The following is a 20,568-nucleotide window of genomic DNA, read 5'->3' on the forward strand; positions in this document are numbered from 1 at the left end:
CGTTAACGACCTTCGCGAGCAAGCCCGCTCCCACATTTGGACCGTGCCCGCTTTAGCTTTTGATTTGGCTTTTGCTCTACAACACTCAAGCCGGCCGGTAGGCCGCTGTGCTCTTGCTGTTGATCTTGGGCGCCCCGTTAAACCACGCTGGCCGAACGCAGGCTTCGGAACCCCGCATAAGTTATCCGGCTATTGTTACTTCACCTACCTTCCACACACCGGCCACTTATCAATAAGCACACTTGATGTTGCAACTTCCCCAACCTTCTATCTGAACAAACTCTGAACCAGTAACAATTTAAGTCATTAAACGTTGACATCCGGCAACTGCCTGAGTAAATTCCCCGTGCCTGCAACTCAGGGCCATTTTTCAACCTCACAAAAGAAGCCAATGGACACAGTATCTAGTCGTTGTCCGATCACCGTGAATGCGGCGAATCGGGCGCCAAACCCAGAAAAAATGACGGGACTCGCCTTTCCGGCCGAGTAAGCTGCGCTAGAGCCTGACGCTCCAACGTAACTGCCTCACCGGATGCCAGTCCGGTCCCGAGGTGTGTTATGACCTTTCAACTGATTGTTTTACCTGATCTACGTACGCTGGCTAACGCCCTGCGCGCCAAATTGTGCCGCGAGCCCGTAGGCTTTTCCCCTACCCGCAGCACCTTTGTGACCTCATCCCCCCGCGTGTGCCCGACTCCCCGGGCACACTGGCGTATCTGCCCCACCACCGGCCACCTGGTCCAGCAATGGGATCACGCCGACCCTCAAGACCCACAGAGACGGGACGTTTCCAGCCTGGTCGCGCAAGCGAGCCTGATGCTGAGCCTCTACGTGGACGCTCGCGCGGCATAAGCCAGCTGGAAACAGCAACTTCCTGATTATCCGTTAATTGATTAGCTGGAGTTCTCTATGGACGAAGCCAGTAGTAGCCCGCTGCGCGCTAGTTAACTAACGCGCTGTTAGCGGGCCCATAGAAAGTTACCCAACACCTTATTTAAACCGATCGCGAAGTCAGCGACTCGGCATGCTTTCGCTCGCCTGTCATCAGGTAAGTACCGGGTATGTTTTGTCGAAAAATTGGCGACAGGAGTACACACAATGAGCGCAGTAAAAAACCCGAAACTGCACAAGAAAAACGGCACGGATACCGACACCAAGCTGTCGATGCGTGCCGCCCGCGAAGCCCAGAACGGCCTCTCGGCAACCCTCGCCAATGTCCGGGCAACCAAGGATGGCCTGACCGAACTGGATGCCTCTGCTCGCCTGCAACGTGAAGGCTACAACGAGGTGGCCCACGACAAGCCGCCTCACGCCATCGTGCAATTCCTCCAGGCCCTGAACAACCCGTTCATCTATGTGCTGCTGACCCTCGGCGCCATCAGTTTCTTCACTGACTACTGGCTGCCACTGCAGGCCGGTGAAGAAGCCGACCTGACCAAGGTCATCATTATCATGACCATGGTCATGCTCAGCAGCCTACTGCGCTTCTGGCAGGAGCATCGTTCGGCCAAGTCCGCCGAGGCCTTGAAGGCCATGGTGCGTACCACCGCCACGGTGTTGCGCCGCGAGCAAGTGGGCTCCAAGCCGACCCTGCGGGAAGTGCCGATGCGCGACCTGGTGGCCGGCGATATCGTGCAACTGTCTGCCGGCGACATGATCCCGGCCGACATCCGCCTGATCGAGTCCCGTGACCTGTTCATCAGCCAGGCCGTGCTGACCGGCGAAGCCTTGCCGGTAGAGAAGTACGACACCCTCGGGGATGTGACGCAAAAATCCGCCACGTCCACGGCGGCCGACCAGGGCAACCTGCTGGACCTGCCGAACATCTGTTTCATGGGCACCAACGTGGTCAGCGGCCGGGCGAAAGCCGTGGTGGTTGCCACCGGCCCGCGTACCTACTTTGGCTCGTTGGCCAAGGCGATTGTCGGCTCCCGGGTGCAAACCGCATTTGACCGCGGGGTGAACAGCGTCAGCTGGCTGTTGATCCGCTTCATGCTGGTAATGACGCCGATCGTGTTCTTCCTCAACGGCTTCTCCAAGGGTGACTGGAGCGACGCGTTGCTGTTCGCCCTGGCAGTGGCGGTAGGCCTCACCCCGGAAATGCTGCCGATGATCGTCAGCGCCAACCTGGCCAAGGGTGCAACCGCCATGGCCAAGCGCAAGGTGGTGGTCAAGCGCCTCAACGCGATCCAGAACTTCGGTTCGATGGACGTGCTGTGCACCGACAAGACCGGCACCCTGACCCAGGACAAGATCATCCTCGAGCACCACGTCAACGCCTTTGGCAACCGTGATGATTCGGTGCTGACCCTCGCCTGGCTCAACAGCCATCATCAGAGCGGCATGAAGAACCTGATGGACCAGGCGGTCGTACAGTTCTCCGAGCAGAATCCGAAGTTCCAGGTGCCGTTTGCCTACAGCAAGGTGGATGAGTTGCCGTTCGACTTTATTCGCCGTCGCCTGTCGATCGTGGTCAAGGACGCGCAAAACGATCACCTGCTGGTGTGCAAGGGTGCGGTCGAGGAGATGCTGAGCATTTCCACCCACGTGATGGAAGGCGACGTGGCCGTCGAGCTGGATGATCGGCGTCGCAACGAGTTGCTGTCGATTGCCCAGGACTACAACGAGGACGGCTTCCGGGTGCTGGTGCTGGCCACCCGCAACATTCCCCAGGCACTCGCCCGCAAGCAGTACACCACGGCCGATGAGCGCAACCTGGTGATCCGTGGCTTCCTGACCTTCCTTGATCCACCAAAGGAAACCGCTGGCCCGGCGATCGCTGCCCTGCGCGAAATTGGCGTGGCGGTCAAAGTGCTCACCGGCGACAACGCCATCGTCACCAGCAAGATCTGCCGCCAGGTCGGCCTGGAGCCAGGCGTACCGTTGCTGGGGACGGAAATCGAAGCGATGGACGACGCCACCCTCAAGCTGCGGGTCGAGGAGCGCACGGTGTTCGCCAAGCTGACGCCGCTGCAGAAGTCGCGGGTGCTCAAGACCTTGCAGTCCAACGGCCATACCGTGGGCTTCCTCGGCGACGGCATCAACGACGCTCCGGCCTTGCGGGATGCCGACGTGGGCATCTCGGTGGACAGCGCGACGGACATTGCCAAGGAATCCGCCGACATCATCCTGCTGGAAAAGAGCCTGATGGTGCTGGAAGAAGGCGTGCTGAAAGGCCGCGAGACCTTCGGCAATATCATGAAGTACCTGAACATGACCGCCAGTTCCAACTTCGGCAACGTGTTCTCGGTGCTGGTGGCCAGTGCGTTCATCCCGTTCCTGCCAATGCTGTCGATCCACCTGCTGCTGCAAAACCTGATGTACGACATCTCCCAGCTGGCCTTGCCGTGGGACAAGATGGACAAGGAATACCTGGCCAAGCCACGCAAGTGGGACGCGAAAAACATTGGCCGCTTCATGATCTGGATCGGGCCGACCTCGTCGATCTTCGACATGACCACCTTTGCCCTGATGTGGTACGTGTTCTCGGCCAACAGCGTGGAAATGCAGACCCTGTTCCAGTCTGGCTGGTTCATCGAGGGGCTGCTCTCGCAAACCCTGGTGGTGCACATGCTGCGCACCCGCAAGATCCCGTTCTTCCAGAGCAACGCCGCATGGCCGGTGATGATGATGACCTGCATCGTGATCGGGCTGGGCATCTACGTACCGTTCTCGCCGCTGGGCGCGATGGTTGGCCTGGAGCCGCTGCCACTTGCGTACTTCCCATGGCTGGTGGGCACCCTGGTCGCCTACTGCTGCGTGGCACAACTGATGAAAACCCTCTACATCCGCCGCTTCAAGCAGTGGTACTGATCAACCGCCCCTGAAAGCGCTGGCTATCGGTAGATAGCCAGCGCACGCGGAGACAGACAATGAACACACTTATGAGCTACCTCGACAACGCTGCTCGCGCGCTGCTGGTGTTCGGCCTCGCCCAGGCGGCCAAGGCGGTGATGGTGCTGGGCGTACGGCTGTACGTGCGCAACGTGCTCAGCGCCGTGGAAATGCGCTTCATGCTGGGTTTTTCCAGCAGCTTGAACAGCACCTGCATCCGCTTGCTGCGCCCGCGTCGATAAATGGCAATACGCACTACAAGGAAAGATCACCATGCGCGTCTTGATCTGTGCAGGTCGTCATTACGCCGATACAAAAATGTCCCGCCAGGTGCTGGACGCCTACCACCGCCTGCGCCCGGTGCAGGTGTTGATCCACGGTGGCAGCCAGTTCCTGGGCAGCGACGTGGAAGACTGGGCCCGGGAAACCGGAGTGGATGTGGTGCGTTACCCACCCAACTGGCAACGCCATGGCAAGCAGGCCGAACGCCATCGCAACCAGTTCATGCTCACCGACAGCCGGCCCGACGTGATCATCGCGCTGCCCGGTGGCGACGACACCTCGGAACTGGTGAGCCAGGCCAGGGCCAGTGGCATCCATGTGCTGACTGTAGACAGCTGAATCAACCCTTATTGGAGTATCCAGGCATGAACGAAGAACCCCGTTGTAGCGGTACCCCGTTGCACACTTTTTTCTATTTGAAACACGGCGCGTCCCTGCCAAGTCCGGTCGGGGCGCGCCACCGGCTGTTGATCGAGGTTCACCATGTACAAGAAACACACCCCTGACGGTTTCGCCAAATACCGCAACCGCACCACCCACGTTACCTTCCATCCCCTGCCCGCCTCCAAGCTTCGGGCAGTGCGGCGCAACCTGATTTTCGTCGGCGTGACCGCGGGCATCGTGCTGGTGCTCAGCCTGATGTCGAATGCCCATGCGGCAGGCGGCTCCTACGTGGTCGACGACGGCGCAATCAACGCCCCAGGCGAATGCAATGTCGACGCCTGGTTCACCGCCAACCGGCACGCGGGCTCAACCCACAGTGAAACCCTGGCGCCGGCCTGCACCTCCGCTGCCATTCCTTGGTTGCAGTGGACTGCCGCCGTGTCCCGGGCCAACCATGATGGCGACGGCGAAACCCAAGTGAATCCGCAGCTCAAGGCGCAGTTGTGGGCCCGGGAAGACCTGGGCCTGGAACTGGCCGCGTCTGCCGGCGTACATTACGCGCTGAACCGCCAGCACTCGTTTGATGGCGCGGACTTGAATGTGCCGTTTACCTGGCAGCCCATGGAGGCCCTGCGGCTTAACTTCAACGCCGGCTGGAGCCATGCCTATAACGACGGCGACCAGACCCATCGGCCGACCTGGGGCTCCGGGTTTGAATACAGCCTGATGGACTCACTGACACTGATCGCCGAACGCTACGGCCAACAAGGCGGTGACCAGGCCTGGCAAGCCGGGCCGAGGGTGCATATCGGCAAGAATGTGGACGTGGACCTGGTGGTAGGACGCAGTTTGATCGGGGATCAGCATCAATGGCTCACGACGGGGGCCACACTGCGGTTCTAACCCGCAGACGATGATCCCAGTGGCGAGGGAGCTTGCTGTGGCGAGGGAGCTTGCTCCCGCTGGAGTGCGAAGCGCTCCCAAAGATTCCGGGGCCGCTACGCAGCCCAGCGGGAGCAAGCTCCCTCGCCACAGCAAGCTCCCTCGCCACAGGTTTGGTATGACCGTAAATAGCGATTTAAACCTGCCCCTTGGCCTGCTGCTCCAGATGCACCTGCAACGCAGGATCAATCTTCAACTGCGCCGCCAGCTCATCCAGATAATTGCGCTCCGCGTCCCGCTGGTCATCCACCAGCAGCACACTGACCAGGTACACCTCCGACGCCACCGCCGGGTCGCCGGCAAACTCGGCAAAATCCGCCGCATTCAGCGGCTTGGCCACCTCGGCATCCAGCCACGCCTGCAATTGCGGATCATCGGTGTGCTTGCCGATCTCGGCCGAGATCATCTGCTGCTCCCGCTCATCAATCTCGCCATCCGCCTTGGCTGCCGCGATCAATGCACGCAGCACGGCGTGGCTGTGTTCTTCGACCTGCGCGCCAGACAACTGGTCAACCGTCTGCAACGCCTGCTGCGGCGCCGACGCCTGTTGCCGCTGCCAGGCCTGATACGCCTGGAACGCCATCATCCCCAACGACGCCAGCGCCGCGTAGTTGGTGCCGCCGGTGCGCCCCTGAGGCGCCGCACGGGTTCCGCCGAGCATGCCGCCCAGGCCACCGAGCAAGCCACCAAGGCCGCCACCGCCGGAAGCCGAAGCACCGCTGCCGCCCAGCAAACCGCCAAGCAAGCCGCCCAAACCACCGAGCCCGCCCTGAGACCCGGGTGCAGCGCCGCCCTGCTGGCTGGACGAGGCCTGGCCCGCCCGCAGCAATTGTTCCAGTAGATCGCCGGTATTCATGGTGTCACCCTCCCAGGGCGCAGAGTTCCAGATCAACAACAATAGCTGCGCTGCGCGAGAACACCATGACCGCCCGGCAGGCTCGCATTATCATGGCGACGCGCCCCCCATCGAGGAACCTCACGTGACCCGTACCGAGCAGATTGCCTTGATGGCGACCTATAACCAGTGGATGAACCGCAAGGTGTATGGAGCGGCCGGCGGCCTGAGCGACGAAGACTTGATTGCCGACCGTGGCGCGTTCTTCGGGTCGATCCTTGGCACGCTGAACCACCTCGCCCTGGGTGATCGCGTCTGGCTCAAGCGTTTCGCCGAGCATCCAGCAGGCTTTGCCGCGCTGGTACCGTTAGACGCGTTGGGGTTGCCGCCACGCCTGAATCAACTGGCCTTCGCCGATATCCGTGAACTGTCGGCCCACCGCGCCTGGCTCGACCAGCTCATCATCGACTGGGTGCAGTCGATCAGTGAGCCGGACCTGGATCAGCCCCTGCAGTACCACAACATGGCGGGCACGCCCATGAACAAGAATTTTCATGCACTGCTCGTACACTTCTTCAATCACCAGACCCACCACCGGGGCCAGGTGACAACGCTGCTGACCCAGGCCGGGCGCGACGTGGGCGACACCGACCTGCTGGCGCTGATGGACTAGTTCAACCGCCGCTGTACTCGGCGTACGCCTGTATCAGCGCGGGGAAATTCTCCCTCTCCGGGAGCTGCGCAAAGCTGTGCTGCGCCGGGGTAGTCGCCCACGGCAGCTTTTCACTGGTCCAGGTTTCAATGAATGGCACATAGCCGCTGGCGTCATCCAGCATGGTGGGGCGCAGGTTGATCAGATCTTCCACGCCATTGGGGCGGGAAAACATCCAACTCATGCAGTGGGGGCAGCAGTAGTGGCGGTCTACGCCATGCAACCCGCCGATCACCGGGTTGCCCTGGGTGATGGTGAATCCGTGGCTGGGGATCAGCGCGCTCAGCGAGAACGCGCTGGATGACATCTTCTGGCACCCGGTGCAGTGGCACGCCATGGTGATCAATGGTTTTTCGGTCACGGTAAAACGCACCCGGTCACAACGGCAGCCGCCTTCCTGGGACTCTTGATTGCTCATCTTCCACTCCAGTCACATTGTGTGTGTGACCGGAGGATAAACGAGCGGGTGCGTCGCGAACAGCAATGCCGGTTTCGTTACGGCACAAAGAAGTCCGTCGAAAATGCCAGGTCCTTTTGCGCTTCCAGTGCTGCCAGACGGTCGCTGAGCTGCTTGTGCATCACGGTGTAGGCGTCTGGCCCCAAGGCAATGCGCTTGGGCGCAGGGTGCTGGTCGACGCTGGCAAGCATGATCGCAACCATCTTGGCCGGGTCACCCGACGACACCGTCGTGCCGCCTTCGATCATCCGCCGTGCGTGGCTGGAAGGAGAACGGTCGTAGTCTTCCAGGCGTGGCGCCAGTTGCGCGCTGCGGTAGCGAAAACCGGTGCGGGCGCTACCGGGTTCGATGAGGGTGCAGCCGATGTTGAAACAAGCCACTTCCTCGCCCAAGGCGTCGACAAAGCCTTCAATTCCCCACTTGCTCGCATGGTACAGCGAACCACCCGGGAAAACGGCCTGCCCGCCCATGGTGGACAGTTGCAGGATCCGCCCGCCACCCTGGGCCCTGAGGTGGGGCAGCGCGGCGCGCAACAATTGAATGGAACCCAGCAGGTTGGTACCCAATTGATGCTCGATCTGCTGATCGGTCATCTCTTCTGCGGCGCCGAAAAGGCCGTAGCCTGCGTTACTGACCACCACCTCAATGGACCCCAGCGCCTTGAATGCCTGATCGACCACCCGGCGAATCGCCGGGGTATCAGTCAGATCCAACTCGGCCAGCCACAGCCTTTCGCCATGAAGCGCTCGCAGGTCCGCCATGCTCGCCAAATCCCGGACCGTGCCCGCAACGCGCTCCCCCCGTGCCAATAATTGCTCGGTCATCTCGCGTCCAAAGCCACTGTTGGCTCCGGTGATCAACCAAGTGCGTGATGTCATGATCAAACCCTCTGTAGTGACGTTGGAGACCCCAGCATATCCATCCGACCTAGACGATGAATGCGCTAGACTCCAATTTTTATAAGCAATCGTCTAAATCATGACTGATCCATTTTCCGAGTTGCTCACCTTCATGCAAGCCCGCTCCGTGATGTCCGGCGGCCTGGTGGCGGGCGGACGCTGGGCGATCGCCTTTCCACCGGCTACCCAATTGAAGTTCTGGGGCGTGTTGCGAGGGACGTGCTGGCTGAAGATCAAAGGCGAAAGCACGCCCATTGCGGTAAACGAAGGCGATGTGTTTCTACTGTCGGCCGAAAGGCCCCATGTCATGGCCAGTGACCTGAGTGCAACACCGGTGGATTTGCAACAGATCCTCGACAAGCGAGTGGGTGCCCTGGCGTATCACGGCGATGGGGATGAGTTCTTCATGATTGGCGGCAAGGTGGAACTCAGCCCTGACTCCGAACACCTGCTACGTGCAGCACTGGCGCCCTTCATCCATTTGAATGCCAGGACCCATGCGCTCGAAACACTGCATTGGTTGCTCAATCAACTGGTGCGTGAACGGGAGCATGATCGTCCGGGTGCAGCAGTGGCCTCATCGCAACTGGCGCACCTAATGTTCATCGAAATTCTGCGTTTGCATTTCGAAACCGCACCGCCGCTGTCCGGCAGTTGGCTGCGCGCCATGACCGACAAACGCCTGGCGCCGGCGCTGCGCCTTATCCATGGCGAGCCGGGCGAAACCAGGCCGTTGGAGGTACTGGCCAAGGCGTGTGCAATGTCGCGAGCCAGCTTTGCGGCCTACTTCAAGGACGTCGCCGGGGTCTCGCCGATGGCCTACCTCACCCAGTGGCGCATGCGTCTGGCAGCGCGGGCGCTGGCTGAGGGCAAACGCTCGTTGATCGAGCTCGCGCTCTCGCTGGGCTACAACTCCCAGAGCGCATTCAGCCATGCCTTCAAACGTGAGATCGGCCGCTCGCCGTTGCATTACCAGCAGGCGCTACGGGTGTCGACGGAGGCGCAATACCCTCAAACGAACGCATGGGGCAGCGAACTGTCATAAAAGACAGAGCGGTGAACATCAGCCAATGGCTGCCCCGCCCTGCCCGCGCGCATCAGCAGATTACCGATGCGACGCATCCCCCAAGAAGGAGACGCTTACATGGTCATTCACTTCAAGGTCGCCGGGCATCTTGCCTGCGGTCATCACGGCAACAACCTCCCTTCCAGCACCGAGCTGAATCGGGTCAAGTGCCGTACCTGCCGTAACACCGAAGTCTTCAAGGAAGCCCGCCGCACCCAACGCAACGCCGCTCGGCGTGCCGCGCGCAAGTCCAAAACCGCCCATGCCGCCGGTGACTGGCGCAGTGCCTGGACCCAGCGCCTGACCGACCTGCCAGGCCGTCAGCGCCTGCCACGCGGGTTCCACGGCCAGCCATTCGTTTAAGTTACGCAGCCGGGGCACGACGGTAAGCGGCCAACAGCACGCCCATCGTCATCAACAACCCACCCGCCCCGCGATTGAAATGCTGCAAATGTGCGGGCCGCAAGCGACTGAGCAAGCGTGCCCCGCATACCGCGTAGAACATCATGATGCTGACATTGAGCACGCACAGCGCCAGCAACAGGCACGCGTACTGCGGCAGTTGCGCCTGGGTGCTGTCGACGAATTGCGGCAGGAATGCCGACATGAACAACAACGCCTTGGGATTGGAAATCGCCACCAGGAAACTGCGGGTGAAAATACTCGCCGAGCGGGTGCCGCCGTCCTCACCTTCGCCCACCGATGGCAACGCCGCCTGGGGTGATCGCAACATCTGCCAGCCGATCCAGATGAGGTACGCCGAACCGATCCATTTCAGCGCCTGAAACAACCCTTCGCTGGCCGCGAGCAGCAATCCCAGGCCACACGCCACCGCCGTCACCAGCAAAGCGTCGGCCAACACCGCCCCGGCCATGCCCCAGAACGCCGCCTGCAAACCATGACGCGAACCATTTTGCAGGGCCAACAGAACCGTCGGGCCAGGTATCGCGATAATCGCGGCGCTCATCATGACGAACAGAAATAAGGTTGCCAGGGACATGACAGGTTCCTACGGGCTGATCAGCTGCGAATCATCCCACCATATCCTCTGTGTGGCGAGGGAGCTTGCTCCCGTTGGGCTGCGTAGCGGCCCCAAAATCCTGGGAGCGCTTCGCACTCCAGCGGGAGCAAGTTCCCTCGCCACCGTTTATGTATTGCTCAAGCGAGACCCAATAAAAAGCCCCGGATTGACCGAGGCTGTTGAGGGCTCATGCATCATTGGCCACCGGCCTCGACCTGGCCTTGTACCCCGGCAGCGCAGCGGCATACGCCAGCGCCTGCTCACGGGAACCGAAGGATGCCAGGCGATCAGCCTTGGTACAGACGCGCCACGGGCCGCTGTTGACCTGCACGATGTCATAACCGTTGAGATGCAGCTTGTTCAGCATGGGAGTGCTCATAGTCACCTCTCTCTCCAGAGATAATCCAGGTGTTTGCCCGGTCTACCATACACCCGCTGACGACGAGGCAGCCTACCGGACGTCGAGTCAGCGGTAGGCTGGCAACCCCCATCGCGCGAGGTCAAACGCCTCCAGGCTCAGCAGTCTTCCATCCGCATGCAGGAACTTCTCCTGCGGCATCGCCGGGTCCGGGATGGCCACGGCGTACATGCCGGCCGCCTTGGCCGCAGTGATACCGAATGGCGAATCCTCGAACACCAGGCATTCAGCGGGCGTCACTCCCAGTCGCTGGGCGGCCACCAGGAAGATATCCGGCGCCGGCTTGGCAGCGCCTACCTGAGGGTCATCGGCGGTGACGATGGCATCGAACAAGCAGAACCAGTCGCGGTGCAAGGTGGTTTTCAGTTCGAAATAGTGCCGCGACGAACTGGTACCCACCGCAATCGGCACACCGTGGGCCGACAAATGCCGCACCAGCGCCTGGGCCCCGGCCATGGCCGCCGCCTGGGGGAACCGCGCATTCATCAATGGTGTGCGTTCCTGCAAGAACGTCTCGGGGCTCATCGGCAGGCCCACGGCCTGCACGATATAGCTGGCCAGTTCATAAGCCCCCAGGCCGATGGTGTTCTGCTTCATGCTCCAGTCAAAGGTGCGGCCGTAGCGGTCGGCAATCAGCTGGGTGACTTCGGTGTAGATGCCTTCGGTGTCGAGCAGCAGGCCGTCCATGTCGAAGATCACGGCCTTGATCGGCGCGGGTAGCGGTGCATTCATCACGGTGTCCTCAGGTGCGCCCGGCGTAATGGTCGATCAAGCGGTTGAGCAAAATCGCCAGCACGATGATCACCCCGGTGATCGCCATCTGGTAGAACGAGCCCAGCCCCAGCAGGTTGAAGATATTGCGCAACACCTGCAGCAGCATCACCGCCACCGCCGTGCCTACCACGCTGCCGCGCCCGCCGAACAGGCTGGTGCCCCCCAGCACCACGGCGGCAATTGCATCCAGTTCCAGGCCCTGGGCAGCGGTCGGTTGGCCGACGTGCAGGCGTGAGGTCATCAACAAGCCGGCGAATGCTGCCAGGCCGCCGCAGATGGCGAACACCGCAATCGTCACCGCCCGCACCGGCACGCCGGACAGCCGCGCAGCCTCCAGGTTGCCGCCGGTGGCCAGCACATACTCGCCAAACACCGTGTAGCGCAGCACCAGCCAGGCGATGACGGTGATCAGGATAAAGATCAGCCCCAGCACCGGAAACGCAATGCCAGCGCTGGGCCAGATGTCGATCATGGCCGAGCCGAACGAGGTGAAGCTGGCCGGCAATCCGCCAATCGGCGCACCGTCGGATGCCAGGAAGGTGGCCCCGCGCAGCGACACCAGCCCGGCCAGGGTGATGATAAAACTCGGCACCTTGCCAAACACCGTGAGGCTGCCCATCAAGGTGCCGATGGCCAGTCCCACCAGCAACGTGGCCGGCACCGCCAGCCAGCCGCTGACCTGCTGCTGCAGGAGCACCGCCACCAGGATCCCGCCGAAGGCACACAGGCTGCCCACCGACAGGTCGATATTGGCCGTAAGGATAACGAAGGTCATGCCGATGGCGATGATCCCGACAATCGCCCCCTGCTGGAACAGGTTGGCGATGTTGCCGAAGGTCAGGAAGTCGTCCGACAGGAACGTCGCTACCACCACCGCAAACAGGAAAATGAACACGAAGTTGTAGCGCATCACCCACTCCAGCACCGCACTGCGACGGCGGCTGGTGAGGGTGACGGGCTTATCGAAAACCGGGCTTGGGTTGCTTGCAATAGTCATGGTTCTACACTCGTTCTACCGATAAGGATGGCCTGGTCGATCTGGTCGCGACTGGCAGTCAAGGGGTCGAAACACAGCGCGTTGCGCCCCTCATGCATCACCCAGATGCGGTCGCAATTGACGTACAACTCGTCCAGCTCGCTGCTGGCGACCAGCACCGCCGCCCCTTCCTGCGCCAGGCTGCGGGCCAGGGCATACAGGTCGGCCTTGGCGCCGACATCCAGGCCACGACTGGGCTCGTCCAGCAGCAACAGGCGCGCGCCGTCGATCACCCACTTGGCCATGACCACCTTCTGTTGATTGCCGCCGGAGAGCTGGCGTACCGGTTGCTCAAGGTTGTCGAGCTTGGTCTGCAAGCGCTGCAGCACCGGGCCGGCGCGGTCCTTGGCCTGGCGATGGGAAAACCAGTTCAAGTGCCGGGTGTGCACCAGGCAGGCATTGCGGTAGATCGGCGCATCCAGCAGCAGGCCTTCGGTCTTGCGGTTTTCCGGCACCAACCCGACGCCCTGGCGGATCGCCTGGCGCGAGGTTTGCGGCTGATAAGGCTGGCCAAACAGTTCAACATCGCTGTCGTTGCGCCCCACGCCAAACAAGGCTTTGAGCAACGTGCTGCGCCCTGCCCCGTTAAGCCCGGCAAGCCCGACAATTTCGCCTTGACGCACTTCCAGCCCCTGCACGTCCAGGCCCTGCTCGCCTTGCAGCCGGCGAATATTCAGCGCCAGGTTGTCCCGCGGCGCCTGACGCGGGCTGCGTTCCAGCAGGTCGCGGTGCTCGCCGACCACGGCGGCGATCAGCGCCTGGTCGTCGATCTGCGCCAGCTCGTGGGTTTGCAGGGTTCGCCCGGCACGCAGCACCGTGACCCGGTCGCCGATCTCGCGAATTTCATTCAAGCGGTGGCTGACATACAGCACCGCCACACCCGCCGCAGTGATCTCGCGAATCACCTGGAACACCCGCTTGAGTTCGGTCTCGTTCAGCGCCGCCGAAGGCTCATCCATCACCACCAGCCGGGCCTCACAGGTCAGTGCCCGGGCGATGGCCGCCAATTGCTGGTTGGCAATCGACAGGCTGCCCACCCGGTCGGAACTCGAGAAGTTGGCCCCGACCCGCAACAGTGCGGCCTTGGCCAACGCACTGCGCTTGCCCCGGGAAATAATCCCGAAGCGCTGGGGCGCATAGCCGAGCATCAGGTTCTCTTCGACGGTCATCTGCGGGATCAGGTCGAGCTCCTGATAGATCATCGCGATCCCGGCCTGGCGCGCCTGTTGCGGATTCTTCAGTTCCACCCGCCGGCCCGCCACCGACATCTCGCCGCCATCCGGGCGATGGGCGCCGGCGACGATTTTCAACAGGGTACTTTTGCCCGCGCCATTGGCACCCAGCAGGCAATGCACCTCACCGGGCCGAACGTCGAGGGAGGCATCGGTCAGCGCCACCACATTGGGCGGAAAACGCTTGCTGACATGACGGATATCCAGGGCCAACTCACTCATGATCCTGCTCCAGCAAATAGCGGGCGGTGGCCGCGTCGGTGGCCAGCACATTGACATAGCCGGCCTTGACGCTGGCGTGGACGATGCGGTGCTTCTGCGCGCCGACGCACACGGCAATGGACCAGGCCTTGTCGCGCAAGGCGGCCAACGGCAGGCCCAGGGTGCGGGCGTCGAGTTCGAGCATCACCGGTTCACCGTCCATGCCGATAAAGCGGCCCATGATGTCGCCGACGGCGCCCAGGCGTTCCAGCTCTTCGAGCAATGGCCGGTCGATGTAACCCGACTCCATCAACACCGAATGATCAGACAACTCCCCCAGGCTGAAACACGCCACCGGCGCCTGTTGCCCGAGGCGCAATACCTGGGCGATCACCGGGTCCTGCTCCAGCGCCTCGCGGGTATGCGCATGCCCGAGAATCGCCGGCACCGGCAGCAACGTGGCCTGGCCACGGGCAGCCTGGGCGAAGCGCTCGGCGACGTTATGGCTGGACTCGCCCATCGAACGGGTATTGATCGCGCCGTTCAGCAGCACCACGTTGACCCCCTCGTTCCAGCGCGGCACCAGCCACTGGGCCATTTTGGTCAGGGTGCGGCCCCACGACACGCCGATCAGCGCCGGCATCGGCTGCAAGTTGCACAGGTAACGGGCGGCGGCCTGGGTCACCACGTTCAGCGCGGTGTCGGCATCTTCCACATCCAGCACCAATGCTTCACGCAGGCCGAAACGCCGTTGCAAAGCCACTTCCAGCTGCGGCAAGCGCGCCGAGCGGGCGACGATATCGATGCGCACCACCCCGCAATCCCGCGCCTCGCGCAGCAAGCGGCTGACTTGCCAGCGGGTCAGGCCGGTCTCCCGGGAGATATCGCTTTGGGTCTTTTCCAGGTCGTAATACAGCTTGGCCACCTGGACCATCAAGTCATCACGCTGGGAATCGGCCGACAACCGCGTGGCAAACGTTTCTTCAGGATGGGCGCTCATGCTGCCGGCCTTACGCCGAGCGTGCGGTTCGCCGGTGGCTTGCAACTGATGGGCGCGACGCTGTCGGTGGCGGCGCGGTAGCGGCCCAACAGCTCGATGTATTGCTCGTGGGCGTAAGGGTCGGGCTCGATCAGCCGGCCGATGGTGGTGAAGTCGGTAGCGGCTTCCTGCAAGGTGCCGAACTCGCCGAGGGCGCAGGCGGCAGCGGCGGCGGTGCCGATCAGGGTGAGGTTGTCGTGGGGCACCATTTCGAACGGCACACCGGTGGCATCCACCGTGGCCTGCAACCATAACGGGTTCTTCTGGAAACCACCGGCGGCGACCACCCGGGTGATCTCGATGCCCTCGGAGCGCCAGGTGTGAAAGATGTTCGCCGAGCCCAGGGCAATCGCTTCCACCGAGGCGCGGTACAGGTCATGCCGGTCATGGTTCAGCGACAGGCCCATGATCGCGCCGCGCATGTCCGGTGAGCGGTACGGTGTACGGTTGCCCATCCAGTAATCGAGCACCAGCAAGCCGGTGGAGCCGGGCTGCAGTTCTGCGGCCTGGCGGATCAGGCGCTGGTGCCCGGCATCGTCGAGGCCGAACATCTTTTGCGCCAGCCAGTTGAGGATCGAACCGGCGGAGACTTGCCCGCCTTCCATCAACCATTGGCCGTCGAGCAAGGCGCCGGGGTACGGGCCCCAGATGCCCGGTACGTCGATGCGTTGCGGGGTGTGCATCAGTTGCACCACCGAGGTACCACCGATAAACAACAGCTCGCCGGCGCCAGTGGTGCCGGCACTGAGCATTGCCATGTGGGCGTCGATTCCGCCCTGGGCCACCAGCGTGTCGCGGCTCAGGCCCAGATGATTGGCGGCATCGGCGCTCAATGGGCCGATCCGGCCACCAACCTTGATCACTTCCTGAGGGAGTTTTTGCGCCAGTTCAGGCACGCCCAGTTCGGCGTACAATTCCACCGGAAAACGCTGCTGCAAGGTGTCGTAATTCCACTTGCAACTGGCATTCAATTGGGAGGCGACCCAGCGCCCGGTCAACTGAAAGTTGATCCAGTCCACGGCCTCGCAAATACGCTCGGCGCGCTGGTAAACCTGAGGCTCGTGCTCGGCCAGCCACATGGCCTTGGGCACCAGCCATTCCACCGCGTCACCGCCCTGGGTCATCATCGGGTGGCTGACGTGGGCGGTGCGCGCCGACTCGGCAGCGGCGCGGCAATCCATCCATAACAACGCCGGGGCCAGGGGTTGGCCGTCCGCCTGGGCAACCACCACGGTGGAGGCTGTGGTGGCGACGCACACCGCCGCCACCTGCGGGTGCCCGGCCTGGGCCATCAACTGCCGGCAGGCCTTGCCCAGCGCCGACCACCAGTCCGCCGGCGCCTGCTCGGCCCAACCCAACTGCGGGTATTGCGTGGCATACGGCGCCTCGGCGACGTGTACCAGTTTGTGGCTGTGCAGGTCATACAAACCAGCCCGCACCCCACCTGTTCCGAAATCCAGTCCCAACAACAAGGTCATCGGTAGTTCTCCTGCGTCTTGTAACAACGCTTTTTGTTTTAAGCCCGGCAACGCACAGCGTCGTCGGGCTTGGCGACACACAGCTGACGCGGCTCAGGGACGGAAAATTACCTTGGCCGCGACTTCGCTGCGATCGGCATAGCGCTTGAACATCGCCGGCAATTCATCCAGCGGCAAGTCGTGGGTAATCATGAACTGCCACTGCAATTCACCGGAAGCCAGCTTGTCGATGGAGGCCGTCCACTCATCGCCCGGGAACGGTGCCGAGAACGAGTTCCAGGCGCCGTGCAGGGAGATTTCCTGGCGCAGGAAGTGCGAGAACGTCGCAGTGCTGAGGGCCACGTCACTGGTGGGAATGCCGATAAACACCACATGCCCGCCAGCCTTGGTCAGTTGCACGGCCTGGTTGATCGAGCTGGGATGGCCTGCCGCTTCAATCACCAGTTGGCAACGGGGCAACTCGGCATCCGCCGCGCCGCTGAGCAGGGTGTGGGTGGCGCCGGCTTCGCGGGCCATGGCGAGTTTCTCTTCGGCGATGTCGATGGCGACGATGTCCTTGGCCCCCATGATCCGCAGCCACTGGATCGCAAACAGGCCGATCGGCCCGCAGCCTACCACTGCCCCGCTCTGCCCGGCCTTGAAGTCGGCTTTCCAGATCGCATGCAGGGCAATCGCCGCCGGGTCCACCAGGGACGCGGCAATCGGGTCCATGCCTTGGGGCACCTTGATCAGGTTGCTCAGGGGCACATTGACGTACTCGGCATACGCGCCGTCGCGGCGGCTGCCGAAGTAATCGTAGCGCTCCGAGCGGGACGGAAAGCCTCGGGCATATTGGTCGCTGCTGACGTCCGGGATCATCGGCGGCACTGTCACCAGTTCGCCGATGGCATAGCCTTCGACACCGCTGCCGATCTCTTCGATAAAGCCTGCGAATTCATGGCCGCAAATCAGCGGCATCACATGGGCGCCCTTGCTCAGCATGCGCGGGATATCCGAGCCGCACACGCCGCAGGCGGCGACCCGAACCAGCGCGTGGCCGGCCTTGACCGCAGGTTTTGGAACATCTTCGACCCGGATATCGCCCGGTTGGTACATGACGGCAGCTTTCACAGTGAATTCCTCTGTTGAGTGACGAGTGCGTTCGAACAGGCACCTCCCGCAAGAGGTGCCCGCAAAAATCCATAGCGTGGCGGCGCAGATCCGTCAGAGCGCGCCGGGGCGGTATTCGCCGAAGGTAGAGTCATGCTTGACCTCGGCCACGTTGGCCTTGGTCACCACCTGGGTGCCGGCGTCGACAAAGTTCGGCACCGACTTGCCGGCCGCCAGGGCCCGCGCCGCCTCGATGGCGACCTCGCCCAGGTAGCGTGGGTCGTTGAGGGCGGTGGCCACGTATTGATCGCCGCTCTGGATGGCATTCAAGGCCTCAGACAAGCCGTCGATCCCGGCCACGAGGACGTCTTTCTTGCCGCTTTCGGTGAGCACTTGCAGCGCGCCCATGGCCATGTCGTCGTTATGCGCGATCACCGCCTTGAGGTCCGGGTGCGCTTGCAGCAAATCCTGCATTGCCGTGACTGCGTTGGCGCGCATGTACTCGCTGTAGGGGCCGTCGATGATCTTGAAGTCGGTGCCGGCCAAAGCGGTGTGGAAGCCCTTGCGGCGTTCTTTCATCACCGTACCGCCGGCGTCGCCCTGAATCTCGATGATCTTGCCCTTGGTCACGCCGCGCTGCTTGAGCGCGGCGAGCAGCGCCTTGCCGGACAGCTCGCCCATCTCGGCATTGTTACGGCCAATGGTGGTGGCGACCGGGGCATTGATTGCGCGGTCGACGGCAATCACCGGCACCTTGGCGCGTTTGGCGGCGTCGAGGGCCGCGCCCACGGCATCGGGGTTCACAGCATTGATGATGAGGATGTCGACCTTGCGGGTCAGCAGGTCCTGGATATCGTTGTTCTGCTTGCTGATATCGCCGTTGGCGTCGAGGAAGATCAGCTCGTCGCCGCCCTTGGCCGCTGCAGCCTTGGCGCCGTCGCGCAGTTGTACGTAGAAGGGAGATTGCAGGGTGACCTGGCTGAAACCGATCTTCAGATCCTTGGCCTGGGCGTTCAGCGCCAGCGCCGAGGCCGCGACAGCCAGTGCAAGGGCCAGCACATGAACAGGTTTACGGGCTATCTGGAGCATGGTGATTCCTATTTTTATTGTTGTCAGGATTCGGGCACGGCCTTCAGGGAGGCCGTGCTCACAAATGTGAACCGCGATCACATTTGAAAAACTATGCCTTGCTCCCGAGAGTGTCAAGGCCAATTTGTTAAATTCCGAACAAATGAAATAAAAATCACAATGCTGTTTGAGTCAGATCAGCAGGATCGCCCCGCTGTCCCTGATCACCTGCTGCTGTGCCGCCTCGAGCCCGGGGTCGCTGATCACCCGCTGGAAGTCCGATAGCTCGGCAAAGTGTGCCGCACGTACTTCGTCGAACTTGCTGTGGTCGGCCACCAGCACGCAGGTCTGCGCCCGCGCCATGACCCGGCGCTTGACCTCCACTTCGTTGAGGTTGTAGCAGGTCACACCGTGGGCGGCGCTGACGCCGGCCGCGGAAATGAACGCCCACGCCACACGGATGCCATCCAGGATGCCCGCCTCGGCATGGCTCTCGAAGACCATGTTGCGCCGATGAAAGGTGCCACCGCAGAGGATGATGGTGCAGTGGGGCTTTTGCTGGAGCTTGAGCAATACGTTGAGGGAATTGCACAGCGCGGTGAACTCCAGGTCATCCGGCAACGCCTCGATAATGAACGGCGTGGTGGTGCCGCAATCGATAAACACCGTGTCGCCGGGGCGCACCAGGCTGGCGGCCAGCACGCCGATCTGACGCTTCTCGGCGACGTGGCGCTGGTCCTGTTCGGCGACCTGGTAATCGGGCTCCGGCGGCCCGCTGCGGGTTACGTGCCCGCCCAACAGGCGCAGGCCCTGGGGGCTGTCTGCCAGGTCGCGGCGCAGGGTCATTTCCGATACGCCCAGCAATGCGGCCATGTCACGCAAGTGAATCGCCGACTCGCCCTGCAAGGCCTTGTGCATGGCCCGAAATCTTTCGCTTTTCTTTGAATCCACTGCGTTCCAACCCTCGTTGAATGCGTGCCCTTGATCAGGGCAGTCACAAATTCCATTTACAATGTTATTTATTTCACATTTAATGCATCCAACTTAACACAAACCGCCTTTTCCCAGCACCTCATCCTTACAGGACACTTGCCATGCCGACTGACCCGTTGCCGCTCGCGGCCTATATCGACCACACCCTGCTGGCCGCCGATGCTTCCCAGGCGAGCATTCGCCAACTGTGCGCCGAGGCCCGCGAGCATGGCTTCAAGTCCGTGTGCGTCAACAGCGCCAACGTGCCGCTGGCCGCCGAATGCCTGCGCGACGCCGCGCCGTTGGTCTGTGCCGTCGTCGGCTTCCCCCTGGGTGCGGGCTTGAGTGCGGCCAAGGCTTATGAGGCAAAGCTTGCGATCGAGGCCGGTGCAGGCGAGATCGACATGGTGCTGAACATCGGCTGGCTGAAGGATGGCCTGCTGGACCAGGTACGCGACGATATTGCCCAGGTGCTGGCGGCCTGCGGCGCGGTACCGCTGAAAGTCATCCTCGAGACCGGCCTGCTCGATGACCAGCAGAAAACCCATGCCTGCAGCCTGTGCCGCGAGCTGAACGTGGCGTTCGTCAAGACCTCCACCGGTTTCGGCCATGGCGGCGCGACATTGGCGGATGTGCGCCTGATGCGCGGCGTGGTGGGGGCGCAGATAGGCGTGAAAGCGTCGGGCGGCGTGCGCGACCTGGCGACGGCCCAGGCGATGATCGAAGCCGGTGCTACGCGCCTGGGCAGCAGCTCCGGGATCGCCATCGTCAGCGGCGCAAAGGCGGCCGCGGGCGCCTACTGAGTTGAGTGCAGCGCTGGCGCCCTTTC

General features: G+C 62.4%; 23 protein-coding genes. 10 read left to right on the forward strand and 13 right to left on the reverse strand.

All coding sequences use genetic code 11. The annotated features are described in order from the left end of the window. From A462_RS34880 to A462_RS16890, 6 genes are all read left to right on the forward strand, one after another. On the forward strand, nt 1–286 hold a 286-nt coding region (locus A462_RS34880; RefSeq protein ID WP_238544233.1), incomplete at its 5' end, for a hypothetical protein. A 272-nt stretch (nt 287–558) separates the two neighbouring features. Further along, a complete protein-coding gene (locus tag A462_RS33385; protein ID WP_003219143.1) occupies nt 559–852 on the forward strand; it encodes a hypothetical protein in 294 nt (97 codons plus the stop codon). Between the two features lie 246 nt (nt 853–1,098). Further along, a complete protein-coding gene (gene mgtA / locus A462_RS16905) occupies nt 1,099–3,813 on the forward strand; it encodes a magnesium-translocating P-type ATPase (RefSeq protein ID WP_008435039.1) in 2,715 nt (904 codons plus the stop codon). A 59-nt stretch (nt 3,814–3,872) separates the two neighbouring features. Beyond that, nucleotides 3,873–4,076, forward strand: a complete 204-nt coding sequence (locus tag A462_RS16900) for a hypothetical protein (RefSeq protein WP_238544234.1) — start codon at nt 3,873–3,875, stop codon at nt 4,074–4,076. A 31-nt stretch (nt 4,077–4,107) separates the two neighbouring features. Further along, nucleotides 4,108–4,455, forward strand: coding sequence for a DUF2493 domain-containing protein (locus A462_RS16895; RefSeq protein ID WP_003217865.1), 348 nt, complete (start codon nt 4,108–4,110; stop codon nt 4,453–4,455). Nucleotides 4,456–4,599: 144 nt separating this feature from the next. After that, nucleotides 4,600–5,403 (forward strand): hypothetical protein, encoded by an 804-nt coding sequence (locus A462_RS16890; protein WP_008435041.1) that lies wholly within the window; start codon nt 4,600–4,602, stop codon nt 5,401–5,403. Between the two features lie 175 nt (nt 5,404–5,578). Here A462_RS16890 and A462_RS16885 read toward each other — a convergent pair whose 3' ends face one another. Beyond that, a complete protein-coding gene (locus A462_RS16885) occupies nt 5,579–6,298 on the reverse strand; it encodes a tellurite resistance TerB family protein (protein WP_008435042.1) in 720 nt (239 codons plus the stop codon). A gap of 124 nt (nt 6,299–6,422) precedes the next feature. Here A462_RS16885 and A462_RS16880 point away from each other — a divergent pair, with 124 nt between their 5' ends. Next, complete coding sequence (locus A462_RS16880; RefSeq protein ID WP_008435043.1) at nt 6,423–6,950, forward strand: DinB family protein; 528 nt, start codon at nt 6,423–6,425, stop codon at nt 6,948–6,950. A gap of 1 nt (nt 6,951) precedes the next feature. Here the strand turns inward: A462_RS16880 and A462_RS16875 are convergent, their stop codons facing one another. Together A462_RS16875 and A462_RS16870 are read right to left on the reverse strand one after the other, a co-directional pair. Continuing rightward, nucleotides 6,952–7,407: a GFA family protein gene (locus A462_RS16875; RefSeq protein ID WP_003207766.1), complete on the reverse strand. Its 456-nt coding sequence runs from the start codon at nt 7,405–7,407 to the stop codon at nt 6,952–6,954. 77 nt (nt 7,408–7,484) lie between these two features. Beyond that, on the reverse strand, nt 7,485–8,324 hold the full coding sequence (locus A462_RS16870) for an SDR family oxidoreductase (RefSeq protein ID WP_032899357.1): 840 nt from the start codon (nt 8,322–8,324) through the stop codon (nt 7,485–7,487). Between the two features lie 100 nt (nt 8,325–8,424). On the opposite strand from A462_RS16870, the gene A462_RS16865 reads away from it, so the two are divergent. Continuing rightward, the gene (locus tag A462_RS16865) at nt 8,425–9,390 is read left to right on the forward strand and encodes an AraC family transcriptional regulator (protein WP_008435046.1); all 966 of its coding nucleotides are present in this window, start codon (nt 8,425–8,427) and stop codon (nt 9,388–9,390) included. 99 nt (nt 9,391–9,489) lie between these two features. Further along, nucleotides 9,490–9,774 carry a hypothetical protein gene (locus A462_RS16860; RefSeq protein ID WP_003207761.1) on the forward strand — a complete coding sequence of 95 codons (285 nt, stop codon included), beginning with the start codon at nt 9,490–9,492 and terminating at the stop codon, nt 9,772–9,774. A gap of 1 nt (nt 9,775) precedes the next feature. Here the strand turns inward: A462_RS16860 and A462_RS16855 are convergent, their stop codons facing one another. The 10 genes from A462_RS16855 to deoR form a co-directional block, all read right to left on the reverse strand. Next, the gene (locus A462_RS16855) at nt 9,776–10,411 is read right to left on the reverse strand and encodes a LysE family translocator (protein WP_008435048.1); all 636 of its coding nucleotides are present in this window, start codon (nt 10,409–10,411) and stop codon (nt 9,776–9,778) included. A gap of 208 nt (nt 10,412–10,619) precedes the next feature. Beyond that, a complete protein-coding gene (locus A462_RS16850) occupies nt 10,620–10,811 on the reverse strand; it encodes a hypothetical protein (RefSeq protein ID WP_023658809.1) in 192 nt (63 codons plus the stop codon). An 87-nt stretch (nt 10,812–10,898) separates the two neighbouring features. Further along, nucleotides 10,899–11,582, reverse strand: a complete 684-nt coding sequence (locus A462_RS16845; RefSeq protein ID WP_008435051.1) for an HAD-IA family hydrolase — start codon at nt 11,580–11,582, stop codon at nt 10,899–10,901. 10 nt (nt 11,583–11,592) lie between these two features. Then, entirely contained in the window at nt 11,593–12,621 is a 1,029-nt protein-coding gene (locus tag A462_RS16840; protein ID WP_003207754.1) for an ABC transporter permease, read from the reverse strand. Then, nucleotides 12,618–14,114: a sugar ABC transporter ATP-binding protein gene (locus A462_RS16835; RefSeq protein ID WP_003207752.1), complete on the reverse strand. Its 1,497-nt coding sequence runs from the start codon at nt 14,112–14,114 to the stop codon at nt 12,618–12,620. Before A462_RS16835 ends, A462_RS16840 begins: the two co-directional genes overlap by 4 nt. After that, nucleotides 14,107–15,093, reverse strand: coding sequence for a sugar-binding transcriptional regulator (locus tag A462_RS16830; RefSeq protein WP_008435053.1), 987 nt, complete (start codon nt 15,091–15,093; stop codon nt 14,107–14,109). The genes A462_RS16835 and A462_RS16830 overlap by 8 nt, the downstream gene beginning before the upstream one ends. Further along, the gene (locus A462_RS16825) at nt 15,090–16,610 is read right to left on the reverse strand and encodes an FGGY-family carbohydrate kinase (RefSeq protein WP_008435055.1); all 1,521 of its coding nucleotides are present in this window, start codon (nt 16,608–16,610) and stop codon (nt 15,090–15,092) included. The genes A462_RS16830 and A462_RS16825 overlap by 4 nt, the downstream gene beginning before the upstream one ends. A gap of 93 nt (nt 16,611–16,703) precedes the next feature. After that, nucleotides 16,704–17,720, reverse strand: a complete 1,017-nt coding sequence (locus tag A462_RS16820; RefSeq protein ID WP_023658808.1) for a galactitol-1-phosphate 5-dehydrogenase — start codon at nt 17,718–17,720, stop codon at nt 16,704–16,706. A gap of 93 nt (nt 17,721–17,813) precedes the next feature. Further along, nucleotides 17,814–18,788, reverse strand: a complete 975-nt coding sequence (locus A462_RS16815; protein ID WP_003207745.1) for a substrate-binding domain-containing protein — start codon at nt 18,786–18,788, stop codon at nt 17,814–17,816. Nucleotides 18,789–18,959: 171 nt separating this feature from the next. Next, nucleotides 18,960–19,718 carry a DNA-binding transcriptional repressor DeoR gene (gene deoR / locus A462_RS16810; protein ID WP_008435058.1) on the reverse strand — a complete coding sequence of 253 codons (759 nt, stop codon included), beginning with the start codon at nt 19,716–19,718 and terminating at the stop codon, nt 18,960–18,962. Nucleotides 19,719–19,861: 143 nt separating this feature from the next. Between deoR and deoC the strand changes: the two genes are divergently transcribed. Then, nucleotides 19,862–20,542 (forward strand): deoxyribose-phosphate aldolase, encoded by a 681-nt coding sequence (deoC, locus tag A462_RS16805; RefSeq protein ID WP_003207741.1) that lies wholly within the window; start codon nt 19,862–19,864, stop codon nt 20,540–20,542. The last annotated feature ends 26 nt before the right edge of the window (nt 20,543–20,568 follow it).

Origin of the sequence: Pseudomonas sp. Ag1 (assembly GCF_000278565.1) — a bacterium.
Taxonomy (GTDB): domain Bacteria; phylum Pseudomonadota; class Gammaproteobacteria; order Pseudomonadales; family Pseudomonadaceae; genus Aquipseudomonas.